Below are 13,918 nucleotides of genomic sequence, written 5' to 3'. Positions count from 1 at the left end.
TTCACGGCACCGTTATCGCTCCTATGCGCGTCGCGCTGGTCTCTGTCGGTGACGAACTTCTCACTGGGGACACCGTCAACACGAACGCCGCCTGGCTGGGTCGGGAACTCAGCGACCGTGGCGTCGCCGTCGAGCGGACGACCGTCGTCCCCGACCGGACTGCCGACATCGCCCGGGTCGTCAACGAGTACCACGCCGAGTACGACGCCGTCGTCGTGACCGGCGGACTCGGTCCGACCCACGACGACCGCACCATCGAGGGGGTGGCGGCGGCGTTCGGTCGCGACGTCGTCGAGAGTCAGGACGCTCTCGACTGGCTGGAAGAACACGGCGGGTACTCGCGGGACGACCTGACAGAGCGAACGGGCCACGTCCCAGAAGGTGCCAGGGTCCTGCCGAACCACGAGGGCGTCGCCCCCGGCTGTGTCGTCATGAGCTGTTACGTGTTACCGGGCGTGCCCGACGAGATGCAGCGGATGTTCGCGGAGGTCGCCGACGAGTTCGCGGTCGGGTCCCGGCACGTCGAGGTGGTCGAGACGCCGGAACCCGAGAGCGCACTGCTGGACAGGCTGGCGTCTGTCCAGGAGGAGTTCCCGGTGAAAGTGGGGAGCTACCCCGGAGAGAACGTCCGGATTCGGTTCACCGGCACCGACCCCGACCTGGTGGCCGAGGCCGCCGCCTGGATGCGAGAACGGGTCGAACTCGCCGGCGATTAGCTGTACAGGTCGCGGAGCCACAGCGCGGTCAGGGCGATCCCACCGAGGCCGACGGCCCAGCCCGCAGCGTTGACGACGCCCGCGTTGACGGTCTCCTGGAGTGGAACGAACATGGTGGGGGATTTCACCCCCGGTGGCTTCATACCGTCGATTTCGGCGATCGGCTCCGGGTCGCTTTTGCCGGGGCCGCGCCAACCACGTCCCATGCGACGGATCGGCCTCGTGGTCAACCCCATCGCCGGCATGGGCGGCCGCGTCGGCCTGAAGGGAACCGACGGAAAGGTCGAAGCGGCGCGAGAACGAGGCGCGGAGCCCCGCGCACCCGGACGGGCGCGTGAAGCACTCGACGCCCTCCGGGAGTACGCCGGCGACGAGGGCGTGGAACTGGTCACCTTCGGCGGTCCGATGGGAGCGGACGTAGCCCGCGAGGCGGGGTTCGAACCGCTCGTCGCCGGGCGTCCGAAAGATCCTGCGGAGACCACGGCTGCAGACACCCGATCGGCCGTGTGGGCCTTCGTCGCCGACGGCGTCGACCTCGTCCTGTTCGTCGGCGGCGACGGGACGGCGGCCGACGTGGCCGAGACGCTGGAAGACGAGGGCAGTCAGGTTCCGATGTTCGGCGTCCCCGCGGGCGTGAAGATCTACTCCTCCGTGTTTGCCGTCTCGCCGCGCGCCGCGGGTCACGTCGCCGCGACGTTCTCGGAGACCGAACGCGCCGAGGTCAACGACGTCGACGAGGACCAGTACCGCGAGGGCGAGGTCCACACTGAACTCCGGGCGGTCGCGACCGTCCCGGTCGCCGAGCAACGCCAGTCCTCGAAGCAACTCGGCGGCGGGACCGTCGAGACGCTCGCATCGGGATTCACAGAGGACGTCCGCGACGGCGTGACCTACGTGCTGGGTCCGGGGAGCACCGTCGGGGCGATCAAGGAAGCGCTGGGGTTCGACGGATCCCCGCTCGGCGTGGACGTCTGGCGCGACGGCGAGGTGGTCGTCCGCGACGGCGGCGAGCGGGAGATACTCGACGCGCTCGGCGAGGAGAACGTCGTCGTCGTCTCGCCCATCGGCGGTCAGGGATTCGTCTTCGGCCGGGGGAACCAGCAGCTCTCACCTGCCGTCCTCCGACAGTGTGACGTCGAGGTCGTCGCGTCTCGCAGCAAACTCGACACGATCGGTACGTTGCGGGTCGACACGGGTGACCCAGCCCTCGACGAGGAACTGCGCGGCTGGCTCCGGGTCCGCGTCGGGGCGTTCGAGCGTCGACTCGTCGAGGTCGTCTGATCGCTCGCGCGGAAGGAGGCCCGGAAACCACCACCTCTTGATTTCATCCTTATCGTGCCTGGACGATATATGGGCGTATGCATAAGACTAAGGTATTCTGCCCCCGACTAAGGACGTATGGAAACCCGGAAAGTCCAGCGCCTGGGTCCCTCGACCCTCGCGATGACGCTCCCCGCGGAGTGGGCGAGCGCACACAACGTCGAGAAGGGTGACGAGGTGTCGCTCAGAATGGGTGGCAAGGGAACGCTGACCGTGCTGCCGGAATCGGTCCAGTCCGAAGAGTCCGAGGCGATCATCTACGCCGAGAACCTCGACGCCAGCTCCGTCGAACGGGCCATCGTCGCCCAGTACGTCCTCGGCCGTCGGATCATCCACGTCGAGGCCGCCGAGGGCGAGACGCTCGATTCGGCCCACATCAACGCCGTCTACAACGCGGAGACCCAGTTGATGGGCCTCGGCGTCATCGAGGAGACGCCCGAACGGATCGCGATCCGGTGTTCCGTCGACCCCGAGGACTTCACCCTCGACAACCTCCTCCAGCGGCTGGAATCGACCGGGAGCACCATGCGGAACGAGGCGATCAAGGCGCTGGCCAACAGTAACCCCGACCTCGCCCAGCGTGCACTCAACCGGGAGCGTCAGGCCAACAAGATATTCGTCCTCCTGTTGCGCCTCATCTTCACCGCCTACCAGAACCCGAACCTGGCGCGGGCCGTCGGCCTGGAGGACGGGTTCCCCCTGATCGGCTACCGCTCGATCGCCAAGAACCTCGAACTCACCGCCGACAATGCCGAGGACATCGCCGAAATCGCCCTGGAGGCCGACGACCACTCCCTGTCGATCGACTCCTCGACGATGCGCCGGATCCGCGAGTTTACGGACCAGGTCGACGAACTCACCGAACTGGCGGTCCAGGCCGCCGTCGAGCGCGACTACGACCTGGCCATCGAGGTGAAGGAGCTGTTCGCTGAGATCGGCGACCGGGAACACGAGATCCTCCGCGACCTGCCGGAAATGTCGAACGAGAGCCTGCTGGAGGTCCGCGAGGTGCTCGTCAGCCTCCAGCAGACCGCGGGGTTCGCCGTCCGGAACTCCGAGATCGCCACGAACCTGGCGCTCAACGAGCAGTCCGAGCACACGACCATCCAGTGAGGCGATAGCTCGCCCGATTTCGATACCCGCTCGCGACCGGGGCAGCCATCCGCTGACGAATGAACTAAGTGGGCGCTCGGGGAATCCCCGAGTATGGCTACGACGACGCAGTCCGACTTCGGCGTCGGTCTCGGACTCCTCTTTTCGCTGGTCGCCCTCGGCGCGGCCATCGCGACGACCGTACTCGGTTACAACTACGCTATCGCTCACGCCGCTGGCGAAGCGGCGGGAACGACCCAGATAACCGCCGCCATCGCGTTCGGTGTCGCGTTGCTGGCCGGTGGCCTCGCCGTATCCGCCATACACGTCTACGATAACTGATATCCTATCGTGAACGAAAGGAACCGTTAAGGGTCTCAACCCCCTCTGCAGAGGTATGGGTCAGTTCAGCGAGGAAGACCGCCGCATTCTCGATTACCTCCGGGATAGCGTCGCGCGTGGGGAGAGTTACTTCCGCGCGAAGAACATCGCTGAGCAGCTCGGCCTCTCGTCCAAGCAAGTCGGCGCTCGCCTCCCCCGCCTGGCGGAGGAGGCAGAGGAGGTCGACATCGAGAAGTGGGGTCGTGCGCGCTCGACGACGTGGCGAGTCACGCCCAGTTAGTTCGGCGGTTTTTTCGGGGAGCGCCCCCACCGTTGACGTATGACGATCCGGGTCCAGCGCGAGCTCGTCGTGGACGCCTCCCCGGAGCGAGTGTGGGAGTTCATCGCGGATCCGGACAGGCGCGCCGCACCGCTCAGCGTCGTCGAGGACTGGACAGTCCACGACGACGGCTCGGCGACCTGGCAGGTCGCGTTGCCGATTCCCATCGTCGACAGGACCATCACCGTCGAGACGAAAGACGTCGAGCGCCGCCAGAACGAGTACGTGAAGTTCACCGGCAAGTCGAGCGTCATGCGCGTCAGCGGCGAACACCGACTCGAGGCGGTCGACGGCGGGACGCGACTCACGAACACCTTCGTCGTCGACGGCCGGTTGCCGGGCGTCGAGCGGTTCTTCGAGCGGAACCTCGACAGGGAACTGTCCAACCTGGAGGACGCCCTCCGTACCGACCTGGAGGACGGGCCGTGAAACTCGCGCTCGCACAGTTTCGTATCGGGAGCGCCGCCGTCGAAGCGAACACCGAGCGCGCGCTGTCGGCCATCGCGGACGCGGCCGAGCAGGGGGCGGACCTGGTCGCCCTCCCGGAAATCTTCAACGTGGGCTACTTCGCCTTCGACGCGTACGCGCGCCGCGCCGAACCCCTCGACGGCGAGACGCTCTCGCGGATACGCCAGACCGCCGTCGAACACGACGTCGCCGTCCTCGCGGGAAGTATCGTCGAGGACCTGGCCGCGAGTGCGGCGGCGGGATTCGAGACGCCGGCCGACGAGGGGTACGCCAACACCGCCGTCCTCTTCGACGGTGACGGGACGCACCGGACAACGTATCGAAAACGTCACCTGTTCGGGTACGGCTCCGCCGAACAGGACCTGCTGGTCCCCGGCGAATCCATCGAGACTGCCGACCTCGGCGGGTTCACTGTCGGCGTCACGACGTGTTACGACCTGCGATTCCCCGAACTGTACCGGGATCTGGTCGACGCCGGTGTGACCCTCGCGCTCGTCCCGAGCGCCTGGCCGTACCCGCGCGTGGAACACTGGGAGCTGTTCACCCGGACGCGCGCCGTCGAGAATCAGCTCTACCTCGGTGCCGTCAACGGCGTCGGGAGCTTCGACGAGGCGACGTTGCTCGGTCGGTCGGCCGTCTACGATCCGTGGGGAACGACGCTGGCGAGCGCGAACGACGAAGAGACCCTCGTCGTCGCCGACCTCGACCCGGACCGCGTCGAAGAGATTCGGGACGAGTTCCCGGCGCTCGCCGACCGGCGGTAACCCGGAGCTTTATCACGGAAGACGTATCATACTCCAATGCCGGCACGGCGCTTTTCACGTTGCTGCCGGCGCAATCCCGTCTCGCTGCTCGGCCACGGCGACGCGCGTCCGAAAGGCTGTCCGGACAGCCTCCCTCGCAACTCGCTGGGCCTGAACGCTCCGGGACCGGTCCGCACCTGGGCAGTGTGGCCCTCCCGCGCGTCCGGGTCCAGTTCCGCGCTATCGCCTTCACGTCGCACCGTACCCGCTTTCGAGTCGCTGCTACTCCGATTCCGTCTTGATGTCCGCTGACAGCCCCTGGGCCATCTGTATCTCCGTCGAGTTGTTGAGCGTCCACGCCGTCCGCTCGGTGACCGCCTCGATGACCTCGCGCGCGCTGGGGTAGCCGTTCCCCGACTTCTTGACGCCGCCGAAGGGAAGCTGGACCTCGGCGCCGATACAGGGGAGGTTCCCGTACGCGAGTCCGAGTTCCGCGCGGTCGCGGTACCGGTTGATCTGGCGGTAGTCCTCGGAGATGATGGCGCCCGCAAGGCCGTACGGCGTGTCGTTCTGGATTTCGATGGCGCGGTCGACGTCGCCCTCGTACTCGACGAGCGCGACGTGGGGGCCGAACACCTCTTCTTTCAGACAGCGCAGGTCAGTGTCGTACTCGATCTCGTAGACGAACGGGCCGGCCCAGTGGCCGTCCTCGTGACCGTCGGGAATCTCTTCTGGGTCGAGGTCTGCCCGGTCCACGAGCACCTCGCCGCCCTCCGTCCGGGCCAGGTCGTTGTACTTGCCGAACTTCTCGACCATACTCTCCTCGATGACCGGGCCCATAAACGTGTCCGCGTCGAGCGGGTCGCCGACCGCGACGTCTGCCGCGAGGTCGACGAAGCGCTCCTTGAACTCGTCGTACACGTCGGTGTGGACGATCAGCCGCTCCGAGGAGACGCAGCGCTGGCCCGTCGTCTTGAAACTCGACAGTATCGCCGAGTGGACGGCGACGTCGAGGTCGGCCTCCCCGGTGACGACGATGGCGTTCTTCCCGCCCATCTCGCAGGCCGCCAGCTTGCCGGGTTCGCCGCCGACCTTCGAGGCGATTTGCTGGCCGACCTCGGCGGAGCCCGTAAAGAGGACAGTGTCCACGTCGTCGGCCTCGACGATGGCGTTGCCGGCGTCGCCGAACCCCTGGACCACGTTGAAGACGCCGTCGGGAATCCCGGCGTCCTCGAACATCTCCGCGACGACCTGGCCGCACCAGGGCGTCTGTTCGGCGGGCTTCCAGACGACGGTGTTGCCTTCCACGAGCGAGACGGCCATGTGCCAGAACGGGATGGCGACGGGGAAGTTCCACGGCGTGATGCAGCCGACGACGCCGCGGGGCTTGCGCCGCATGTAGGCGTCTTTGCTCGCGATTTCGGACGGGACGACGTCACCGTGGGGGTGACGGGCGTTACCGGCGGCCCACTCCACCATGTGCCAGGCCTCGGTGACGTCGGCCTTCCCCTCGCTGATCTCCTTCCCGCACTCCTTCGTCACGATCTCACCGAGTTCCTGGTGACGGTCGCGGAGTTCGTGGTAGATGTCCCAGAGGTACTCCGCGCGGTCGACGTACGACAGCTCGCGCCACTCCTCGAAGGCGTCGGCCGCGGCGTCGACCGCTCGCTCGGCGTCGGATTCGGTCCCGCGCCGGAAGGATCGCAGCGGCTCCCCCGTGGCTGGATTGACGCTCTCGAACGTCTCGTCGCCGTCGCCGTCGATCCACTCGCCGTCGACGTAGTGCCCTGAGGCGTCGTCTTGCTGTCCGCTCATGTCCCGGAAGTTGGTCGCGGACGGACAAAAAGGTGGGTCGAGATTCGCAGACGGCGTCTGTTCGGCCAGTCGGCCGGATTACCCGGACCAGTCGAGTCCGTCCATCGCGTCGTCGAAGTGGCTCCCCTCGATGACGACGTCCTCGGCTCGCTCGTTCGCCTCGTCTGGGCTGGCGCTGTCTGCGACCTCGCGGATGGCGCGCATCGACGCGGCGCGGACCAGCGCCTCGAGGTCGGCGCCGGATCTACCCTCCGTGACCGCAGCCAGTCGGTCGAGGTCGACGTCGTCGCCCAGTGGCTTCCCCTCGGTGTGGACCTCCAGAATCTTGCGGCGAGCGGCCTCGTCGGGGTTCGGGACTTCGACGTGCTGTTCTAGCCGTCCGGGCCGGAGGAGCGCGTCGTCGAGGCCGTCCCGGCGGTTCGTCGCGGCGAGGACGACGAGGTTCGGGTTGTCGGTGACGCCGTCGAGTTCGGTCAGCAACTGGGAGACGACGCGCTCGGTCACCTCGTGGGTCTCGCCGCGCTGGCCGGCGACGGCGTCGATTTCGTCGAGGAAGACGATGCTCGGGGCCGTCTGGCGCGCACGGTCGAACACCTCGCGGACGGCCTTCTCCGATTCCCCGACGTAACGGTCCAGCAGTTCGGGGCCGTTGACGTGAACGAAGTTGACGCCGCTCTCGCCGGCGACGGCGCGGGCAAGTAACGTCTTCCCGGTGCCCGGCGGGCCGTACAGCAGGACGCCGGTGGGTGGATCGGTCTTCGCGGCGTCGAACAGCGGGCCGTAGACGAGCGGCCACTGAACGGCCTCGGTGAGGGTGTCCTTCGCTTCCTCCAGGCCGCCGACGTCGTCGAAGGTGACGGTGGGGGACTCGGCGACGTACTCGCGCATCGCGGAGGGGTCCACGGCGGCGAGCGCCGCGTCGTAGTCCTCGCGCGAGACGTCCGGGTCCTCCTTCTCGCGACGGAGGGCGTTCATCGCGGCCTCCGTCGTCAGCGACTGGAGGTCGGCGCCGACGAAGCCGTGGGTCCGACCGGCGACGCGGTCCAGGTCGACGTCGTCGGTCATGGGCATCTCGCGCGTGTGGACGTCCAGGATCTCTCGGCGGCCGCCCTCGTCGGGGACGCCGATTTCGATTTCACGGTCGAACCGGCCGCCGCGGCGGAGCGCCTCGTCGATGGTGTCGACGCGGTTCGTCGCGCCGATGACGACGACGCGGCCCCGGTCTTCGAGCCCGTCCATCAGCGTCAACAGCTGGGCGACGACGCGGTTCTCCATGTCGGAGTCCTCGTCGCGCGCGCCCGCGATGGAGTCGATCTCGTCGATGAAGAGGATCGCCGGGGCGTTGGCCTCGGCCTGCTCGAACGCCTCGCGCAGTCGCTCCTCGGACTCGCCCTTGTACTTCGAGACGATTTCGGGGCCGGAGATGGTGTCGAAGTAGGCGTCGACCTCGTTGGCGACGGCGCGGGCGATGAGCGTCTTCCCCGTGCCGGGCGGGCCGTGGAGCAGGACGCCCGACGGCGGGTCGATTCCGAGGCGGCGGAAACGTTCTGGCTCGGAGAGGGGCACCTCTATCATCTCGCGGATGAGGTCCAGTTCCTCGTCGAGGCCGCCGATGTCTTCGTAGGAGACGTCGATGTCGGCGTCCTCGGGCGAGGGGCTCTCGCCGGTCGGCTCGCTCGGTTCGGCGGTACGCGAGGCGCTCTCGTCGCCGCCGTAGGGGAGCACGGTGAGTCGGGTGTCGTCGGCGACCCGGACCGAGCCGTCCGGCGTCGTCGTGCGGACGAGGAACGTGCCCAGTCCCTCGACGTGGACCCGCTCGTCGGCCTGGACCATCCGGTCGACCAGCCGATCCCTCACGGTGTGTTCGTAGGCTTCGTTTCCGGGGAGTGGCTGGGCCGGCTGGACCGTGACGCTCGTCGCGTCGTCGACCGTGGCGTTGTGGACGGTGACGACGTCGCCGATGTTGACGCCGGCGTTGGCCCGCGTGTCCGCGTCGACGCGAACGAACTGGCCGTCCTCGTCGGCCGGCCACACCTTGACGACGGTCCGCCGGTCGCCCTCGACGATGACGGGGTCGCCGCTGAGGACGCCGAGTCGACTCCGGGCGGATTCCGGGAGGCGCGCGATGCCCCGTCCGGCGTCGCGCTTGTTGGCCCCCTCGACGGAGAGTTCGAGTCCGGCCGCGTTCTGACCGCTCATGTCGTCGCGTTGGGATCCGAGCGCCTTGAGCGTTCGCGTTGCGATTCTCCGGGTCCGAGCGAATACCCGCGCCGACGAAAGGCCGCCAAACTCGCCCGTTACTGGAGTAATACCTTTACTGTTGGCCAGCCATGAGATTCACATGGTCGTCCAAACGGAGCGGGACGATATGACGTGGTTCAAGTGCGAGTACTGCGGCCTGATGTTCGACGATCAGGACGACGCGCGACAACACGAGGAGAACTGCGATTCGGAGGACCCATCTTACATCCAGTAGACCGGCGTCACCCGCTCGCTCGCGTCACTCGCTCGCGTTGGAATCGGACTCGGACGGAACGATTTCGTAACTCCGCTCTCCCATCTCGTCCTCTCGCGACCACCTTTTTCCCCTTCGGGTTCGCTCGCGCTGCTCGCGAACCACTCGGGCAAAAATCTGGACCAAAAAACCGCTCGCTCGCGTCACTCGCTCGCGTTGGAATCGGATTCGGACGGAACGATTTCGTAACTCCGCTCTCCCATCTCCTCCTCCCGCGACCACCTTTTTCCCCTTCGGGTTCGCTCGCGCTGCTCGCGAACCACTCGGGCAAAAATCTGGACCAAAAAACCGCTCGCTCGCGTCACTCGCTCGCGTTGGAATCGGACTCGGACGGAACGATTTCGTAACTCCGCTCTCCCATTTCGTCTTCTTCGAACACGAACACGCGTCCGTCCACCTGGTCCAGGTCCGCCTCGACTTCGACGCGCATCTGGTGGTCGCGCACGACCACGCCGGGGAACAGTTCGTCCTCCTCGTCGTCGAGCATGATCCGCCCGACGCCGGTGTCGTCGAGGATGTCGTCGTGGGTGTTCAGGTCGTTCACGTAGACGAGGATGCCCTGGGTCTCAGAGGCGTCGGTGACGAGCACGTGAGCGTCCTTGGCCGGCGCCGTCCTGACCGTCTCTTCGGCTTTCCTCGGGACGCCGTGGTAGAAGACGGTCCGGCCATCGTTGTACTCGACGGCGATGCCGTCCTCGGTGAGTTCGACGCCGAGCGTGTCCGGGGCGACGTCGTTGCGAGCGCTCATGGCTTCCGGTTGCGCGTGGACCGTCAAAAGCGCCGCGTTCGTGCGACCAACTGCTCGCTATTTCAACGGCGCGCTCGCGTTCACTCGTGCGCCGTCCTACCTTTCAACAGCGAGAGAGTCCCGTCGTTTACTACGGGCTTGAATCGCGTATACTCGGTTACAGTACCGCCACGTTACTGCTGGTCCTGAGTCTCCAACGCTTCCAGCCCTGCTTCTAACACGTCTGCATAGGCTTCCGAGAGGTCCAGATCGTTCGCTTCTGCGTAGTCTTTGACTCGGCCACCGAGTGTGTGTGAAATGTCGATGTTGGGGCGCATGACGAAAAGACTTTTAGACTAAAAGTATAAACATCTGTTGTCGTAAAGCGCACCAACACGTTCGCCGTGCGACCGCTTTCCGATACCGGAGAGCAACTGCTACGGGATCTGTTGGACGCTTCCGCCGCTCTCTGGAACGAAGTGAACTACGAGCGCCTCATGCGGTACTGAGCGGAGCAAAGCTCCGCGATGTACGCAAATCTTCGATTTGCTTGACAACGACGAGGATGGCTTTGAGGGTAACGTATGGGACGCCGACACTGGCAGCCTCGAAGGCCGATACAAAGGCGTTCTCGGCGCGTCCACCGCCCAACAGGTGATTCGGAAGAACACGGAAGCGTGGCGAGCGTTCTTCCGGCTGAAAGACCAGTATCACGACGAGTCGAACACGTCGGTCACGGAACACCCGGAACCGCCGGGCTTCCGCGGCAACGAGGACGATGGACGGCAACTCAAAGGCGTCATTCGCAACGATGCGTACACTATCGACTGGGGCGAGCTCTCCCGGCTCGAAATACTCGTCGGGAGCGAGTTGAAAGACCGATACGACCACATCGGGCGTCTCCGGCTGGAAATCGCTGGCGACCCGAACTGGCCCGACTACGAGAAACAGGGCCGGTTGGACCTGTGGTACGACGAGACTGATTGCACCTTCCGAGCTTCGCAACCCGTGACTGTTTCTGACGACGTCCGGGACACTCCACTGGCCGACGAGACGGCCGCTCTGGATATCGGTGCGAACAATCTCGTCGCCTGTACCACCACGACCGGCCAGCAGTATCTCTACGAAGGCCGGGACCTGTTCGACCGCTTCCACGAGACGACACGAGCGATTGCCCGGTTGCAGTCCAAGCTACGGGAAGGCAGGTACAGTAGCGAGCGAATCCAGCGACTGTATCGCAAACGAACCCGCCGTCGTGACCACGCCCAGAAAGCGTTGTGCCGTGACCTGCTGGAACGGCTTTACGAGGACGGCGTCGATACGGTGTATATCGGTGGCCTGACCAACGTACTCGAAACGCACTGGTCGGTCGAGACGAACGCCAAGACTCACAACTTCTGGGCGTTCAAGCAATTCACCGAGCGACTGGCCTGTACCGCCGAGGAATACGGTATCTCGGTGGAAGTACGGTCGGAAGCGTGGACCAGCCAGGAGTGCCCGCAGTGTGGTTCGACAGACAGGACGACACGGCACCAAGACACGCTCACCTGCCCGTGTGGATTCGAGGGACACGCCGACCTTACAGCCTCAGAAACGTTCCTGAAGCGGCATACCGCGAAAGCAGTCAGGCCGATGGCACGGCCCGTGCGGTTCGAGTGGGACGACCACACCTGGTCGGAGTCACCACGCTCTCCCGAGAGGGCACGTCCCAAAGAACAGCGCACAGACCCGAGTACCGTCCACCGTGACGGGAATGTTGCGTCCGGGGAATCTGAGACCGGCTGAGACTCCCACGGAGGAAACCGCGCCGTTTACGGCGCGGAGGATGTCATCGCCACAGGTAAATATCGGCGCGCGGGAGACTCACCTAATGCAGGGGAAGGCATCGGCCCCGGCCGCGGGCACGGTCCTCAACGCGCTCTCGACCGGCGTCGGGTCGGCGTTCGCCATCGACGAGTACACCACGGCGACTGTCGAGCTCTCCGAGGACGCCGAGGGCTTCGAGGGAGACGTCGAGGACGAACCGGACGCGGACACGCGACTGATCGAGACGTGCGTCGAGTACGTCGTCGACGCGCACGGGCCCGACGACGTTGGCGGGACGGTCAGGACCGAGAGCGACGTCCAGATGGCCTCGGGCCTGAAGAGTTCCAGCGCCGCCGCGAACGCGACGGTTCTCGCGACACTCGACGCGCTCGCCAAGTCGGACCGGATGACCCGTGAGGACGCCGCTCGTCTGGGTGTGATGGCTGCCCGCGACGTCGGCGTCACCGCCACTGGCGCGTTCGACGACGCGTCGGCGTCCATGCTCGGCGGCGTCACTATCACCGACAACGAGGACGACGACCTCCTCATGAGGGAGGAAGTCGACTGGGACGTATTGGTGTGGACGCCGCCGGAGCAGTCCTTCAGCGCGGACGCCGACGTCCGCCGCTGCCAGCAGATCGCGCCGATGGCCCGACTCGTCGAGGACCTGGCGCTATCGAGCGAGTACCAGCGCGCGATGACCGTCAACGGCTTCGCCTTTTGCGCGGCGCTCGGCTTCGACCCCGAACCCCTCGTCGAGGGGCTTCGACAGGTCGAGGGCGTCTCGCTCTCGGGCACCGGACCGTCGTTCACCGCCGTCGGTGAGCGACCCGCGCTCGAACAGGTCCGCGAGTACTGGAGCGAGCGCCCCGGCCGGACCTGGCTGACGACCACGCAGACGGAGGGTACCCAGATACTATGAGCACGAATCCCGACGACATGGACCTGGACGAACTGCGCGAAGAGATACAGAACATCGACCGCGAGATCGTCGAACTCATCGCCCAGCGCACCTACGTCGCCGACACCATCGCACAGGTGAAAGACGAGCAGGGGCTCCCGACGACGGACGAGGCACAGGAACAGGCCGTGATGGACCGCGCCGGCGACAACGCCCAGCGCTTCGACGTCGACGACAACCTCGTGAAAGCGATTTTCCGACTGCTTATCGAACTGAACAAGGTCGAGCAACGCGAGTCTCGATAGCCGGCTCACTGCCCTATCCGAGAGTCCAGATCTGGGAATTCTTGCTCGCCGGCCACGCCGCGCTCTCCAGGCCCAAGGTCCTTATACTCTCCGTGGGGAACCACGGCCATGACGGAGTACGAACTCGACGACGTCGACAGAGAGATCCTGTTCGCGCTACAGGACGACGCTCGCAACCTCTCGTCGGGTGAGATCGCCGAGCGGACGGACGCATCGTCGAGCACGGTCCGCAAGCGCATCCAGCGGCTCGAATCAGACGGGATCATCAAGGGCTACAGCGCCGACGTCGACTACCAGCAGTCCGGCTATCCACTCCGGATGCTCCTCTTCTGTACGGCTCCGATCCCGGAACGCGGCGAGCTCATCGACGACATCCTGGAGATATCCGGCGTCGTCTCGGCCCAGGAACTGGTCACCGGCGAGAAGAACCTTCTCGTGACGGCCGTCGGCGAGACGGACGACGACATCACCCCCGTCGCACAGGAATTGCTCGACATGGGGCTGACCGTCGCCGACGAGGTACTCGTTCGCAGTCACGAGGCGACGCCGTTCGACGGCTTTTCCTCGCGCTGAATCTCCGTTAGTCGATCCGCGTTCGTGACATGGAACCCCACCGAGTCGCTCCCTCTGAACGAACCGTTCGGTTTACGGGGATTCACTACCGGATCGTTCTTTCAGTGGTGTTTTATTCGTCCGCTACCGCTCTTCGCTCGATCCGAATCGCGACGCACACGGGCGTGCTCACGTCCGACAGTGGTGCCTGAACGGAGTACGTCGTCGTCGATGCAACGACGGTTGGCCGGATCCGGCCGCCGTCAGTGACTCGTCGCGTCCACCCGCCGTCGTCGA

At 65.8% G+C, this 13,918-nt stretch carries 15 protein-coding genes and 1 pseudogene; 12 read left to right on the top strand and 4 right to left on the bottom strand.

What is annotated here, in order from left to right; all coding sequences use genetic code 11:
* Positions 1-23: 23 nt before the first annotated feature.
* From AC5FRV_RS04995 to AC5FRV_RS04965, 7 genes are all read left to right on the top strand, one after another.
* A complete protein-coding gene (locus AC5FRV_RS04995; RefSeq protein ID WP_493559991.1) occupies positions 24-716 on the top strand; it encodes a competence/damage-inducible protein A in 693 nt (230 codons plus the stop codon).
* 204 nt (positions 717-920) lie between these two features.
* Positions 921-1,997: an ATP-NAD kinase family protein gene (locus AC5FRV_RS04990; protein ID WP_493559990.1), complete on the top strand. Its 1,077-nt coding sequence runs from the start codon at positions 921-923 to the stop codon at positions 1,995-1,997.
* Positions 1,998-2,114: 117 nt separating this feature from the next.
* Positions 2,115-3,149 carry a PhoU domain-containing protein gene (locus AC5FRV_RS04985; RefSeq protein WP_493559989.1) on the top strand — a complete coding sequence of 345 codons (1,035 nt, stop codon included), beginning with the start codon at positions 2,115-2,117 and terminating at the stop codon, positions 3,147-3,149.
* 93 nt (positions 3,150-3,242) lie between these two features.
* Positions 3,243-3,470, top strand: a complete 228-nt coding sequence (locus tag AC5FRV_RS04980) for a DUF7525 family protein (RefSeq protein ID WP_493559988.1) — start codon at positions 3,243-3,245, stop codon at positions 3,468-3,470.
* A 55-nt stretch (positions 3,471-3,525) separates the two neighbouring features.
* A complete protein-coding gene (locus AC5FRV_RS04975; protein WP_089817520.1) occupies positions 3,526-3,750 on the top strand; it encodes a DUF7123 family protein in 225 nt (74 codons plus the stop codon).
* Between the two features lie 39 nt (positions 3,751-3,789).
* Positions 3,790-4,218 carry an SRPBCC family protein gene (locus AC5FRV_RS04970; protein WP_493559987.1) on the top strand — a complete coding sequence of 143 codons (429 nt, stop codon included), beginning with the start codon at positions 3,790-3,792 and terminating at the stop codon, positions 4,216-4,218.
* Positions 4,215-5,021, top strand: a complete 807-nt coding sequence (locus AC5FRV_RS04965; RefSeq protein WP_493559986.1) for a carbon-nitrogen family hydrolase — start codon at positions 4,215-4,217, stop codon at positions 5,019-5,021. Before AC5FRV_RS04970 ends, AC5FRV_RS04965 begins: the two co-directional genes overlap by 4 nt.
* Before the next feature lie 261 nt (positions 5,022-5,282).
* On the opposite strand, the gene AC5FRV_RS04960 is transcribed toward AC5FRV_RS04965, so the two are convergent.
* Positions 5,283-6,815 carry an aldehyde dehydrogenase family protein gene (locus AC5FRV_RS04960; RefSeq protein WP_493559985.1) on the bottom strand — a complete coding sequence of 511 codons (1,533 nt, stop codon included), beginning with the start codon at positions 6,813-6,815 and terminating at the stop codon, positions 5,283-5,285.
* Between the two features lie 78 nt (positions 6,816-6,893).
* Entirely contained in the window at positions 6,894-9,014 is a 2,121-nt protein-coding gene (locus AC5FRV_RS04955) for an AAA family ATPase (RefSeq protein ID WP_493559984.1), read from the bottom strand.
* A 142-nt stretch (positions 9,015-9,156) separates the two neighbouring features.
* Here AC5FRV_RS04955 and AC5FRV_RS04950 point away from each other — a divergent pair, with 142 nt between their 5' ends.
* On the top strand, positions 9,157-9,291 hold the full coding sequence (locus tag AC5FRV_RS04950; protein ID WP_493559983.1) for a DUF7128 family protein: 135 nt from the start codon (positions 9,157-9,159) through the stop codon (positions 9,289-9,291).
* Between the two features lie 340 nt (positions 9,292-9,631).
* Here the strand turns inward: AC5FRV_RS04950 and AC5FRV_RS04945 are convergent, their stop codons facing one another.
* Positions 9,632-10,078 carry a DUF5796 family protein gene (locus AC5FRV_RS04945; protein ID WP_493559982.1) on the bottom strand — a complete coding sequence of 149 codons (447 nt, stop codon included), beginning with the start codon at positions 10,076-10,078 and terminating at the stop codon, positions 9,632-9,634.
* Positions 10,079-10,251: 173 nt separating this feature from the next.
* Positions 10,252-10,395 carry a hypothetical protein gene (locus AC5FRV_RS04940; protein WP_493559981.1) on the bottom strand — a complete coding sequence of 48 codons (144 nt, stop codon included), beginning with the start codon at positions 10,393-10,395 and terminating at the stop codon, positions 10,252-10,254.
* Between the two features lie 66 nt (positions 10,396-10,461).
* On the opposite strand from AC5FRV_RS04940, the pseudogene AC5FRV_RS04935 reads away from it, so the two are divergent.
* From AC5FRV_RS04935 to AC5FRV_RS04920, 4 genes and pseudogenes are all read left to right on the top strand, one after another.
* Positions 10,462-11,842, top strand: a pseudogene (locus AC5FRV_RS04935) (RNA-guided endonuclease InsQ/TnpB family protein).
* 85 nt (positions 11,843-11,927) lie between these two features.
* The gene (locus AC5FRV_RS04930) at positions 11,928-12,785 is read left to right on the top strand and encodes a shikimate kinase (RefSeq protein ID WP_493559980.1); all 858 of its coding nucleotides are present in this window, start codon (positions 11,928-11,930) and stop codon (positions 12,783-12,785) included.
* On the top strand, positions 12,782-13,069 hold the full coding sequence (locus tag AC5FRV_RS04925) for a chorismate mutase (RefSeq protein WP_493559979.1): 288 nt from the start codon (positions 12,782-12,784) through the stop codon (positions 13,067-13,069). The genes AC5FRV_RS04930 and AC5FRV_RS04925 overlap by 4 nt, the downstream gene beginning before the upstream one ends.
* A 108-nt stretch (positions 13,070-13,177) precedes the next feature.
* Positions 13,178-13,642, top strand: coding sequence for an Lrp/AsnC family transcriptional regulator (locus tag AC5FRV_RS04920; RefSeq protein WP_493559978.1), 465 nt, complete (start codon positions 13,178-13,180; stop codon positions 13,640-13,642).
* Positions 13,643-13,918: the final 276 nt, after the last annotated feature.

This window comes from Halomicrobium sp. HArcel3 (genome assembly GCF_058933135.1).
The sequence above is the reverse complement of the archived record's forward strand: the minus strand, read 5'-3'. Positions and strand labels throughout refer to the sequence as shown.

What these genes read in the sequence shown, in the direction of transcription:
- AC5FRV_RS04995 (WP_493559991.1), top strand. Translation starts at nt 24, where the DNA reads ATGCGCGTCGCGCTGGTCTCTGTCGGTGACGAACTTCTCACTGGGGAC.
- AC5FRV_RS04990 (WP_493559990.1), top strand. Translation starts at nt 921, where the DNA reads ATGCGACGGATCGGCCTCGTGGTCAACCCCATCGCCGGCATGGGCGGC.
- AC5FRV_RS04985 (WP_493559989.1), top strand. Translation starts at nt 2,115, where the DNA reads ATGGAAACCCGGAAAGTCCAGCGCCTGGGTCCCTCGACCCTCGCGATG.
- AC5FRV_RS04980 (WP_493559988.1), top strand. Translation starts at nt 3,243, where the DNA reads ATGGCTACGACGACGCAGTCCGACTTCGGCGTCGGTCTCGGACTCCTC.
- AC5FRV_RS04975 (WP_089817520.1), top strand. Translation starts at nt 3,526, where the DNA reads ATGGGTCAGTTCAGCGAGGAAGACCGCCGCATTCTCGATTACCTCCGG.
- AC5FRV_RS04970 (WP_493559987.1), top strand. Translation starts at nt 3,790, where the DNA reads ATGACGATCCGGGTCCAGCGCGAGCTCGTCGTGGACGCCTCCCCGGAG.
- AC5FRV_RS04960 (WP_493559985.1), bottom strand. Translation starts at nt 6,815, where the DNA reads ATGAGCGGACAGCAAGACGACGCCTCAGGGCACTACGTCGACGGCGAG.
- AC5FRV_RS04955 (WP_493559984.1), bottom strand. Translation starts at nt 9,014, where the DNA reads ATGAGCGGTCAGAACGCGGCCGGACTCGAACTCTCCGTCGAGGGGGCC.
- AC5FRV_RS04950 (WP_493559983.1), top strand. Translation starts at nt 9,157, where the DNA reads ATGGTCGTCCAAACGGAGCGGGACGATATGACGTGGTTCAAGTGCGAG.
- AC5FRV_RS04945 (WP_493559982.1), bottom strand. Translation starts at nt 10,078, where the DNA reads ATGAGCGCTCGCAACGACGTCGCCCCGGACACGCTCGGCGTCGAACTC.
- AC5FRV_RS04940 (WP_493559981.1), bottom strand. Translation starts at nt 10,395, where the DNA reads ATGCGCCCCAACATCGACATTTCACACACACTCGGTGGCCGAGTCAAA.
- AC5FRV_RS04930 (WP_493559980.1), top strand. Translation starts at nt 11,928, where the DNA reads ATGCAGGGGAAGGCATCGGCCCCGGCCGCGGGCACGGTCCTCAACGCG.
- AC5FRV_RS04925 (WP_493559979.1), top strand. Translation starts at nt 12,782, where the DNA reads ATGAGCACGAATCCCGACGACATGGACCTGGACGAACTGCGCGAAGAG.
- AC5FRV_RS04920 (WP_493559978.1), top strand. Translation starts at nt 13,178, where the DNA reads ATGACGGAGTACGAACTCGACGACGTCGACAGAGAGATCCTGTTCGCG.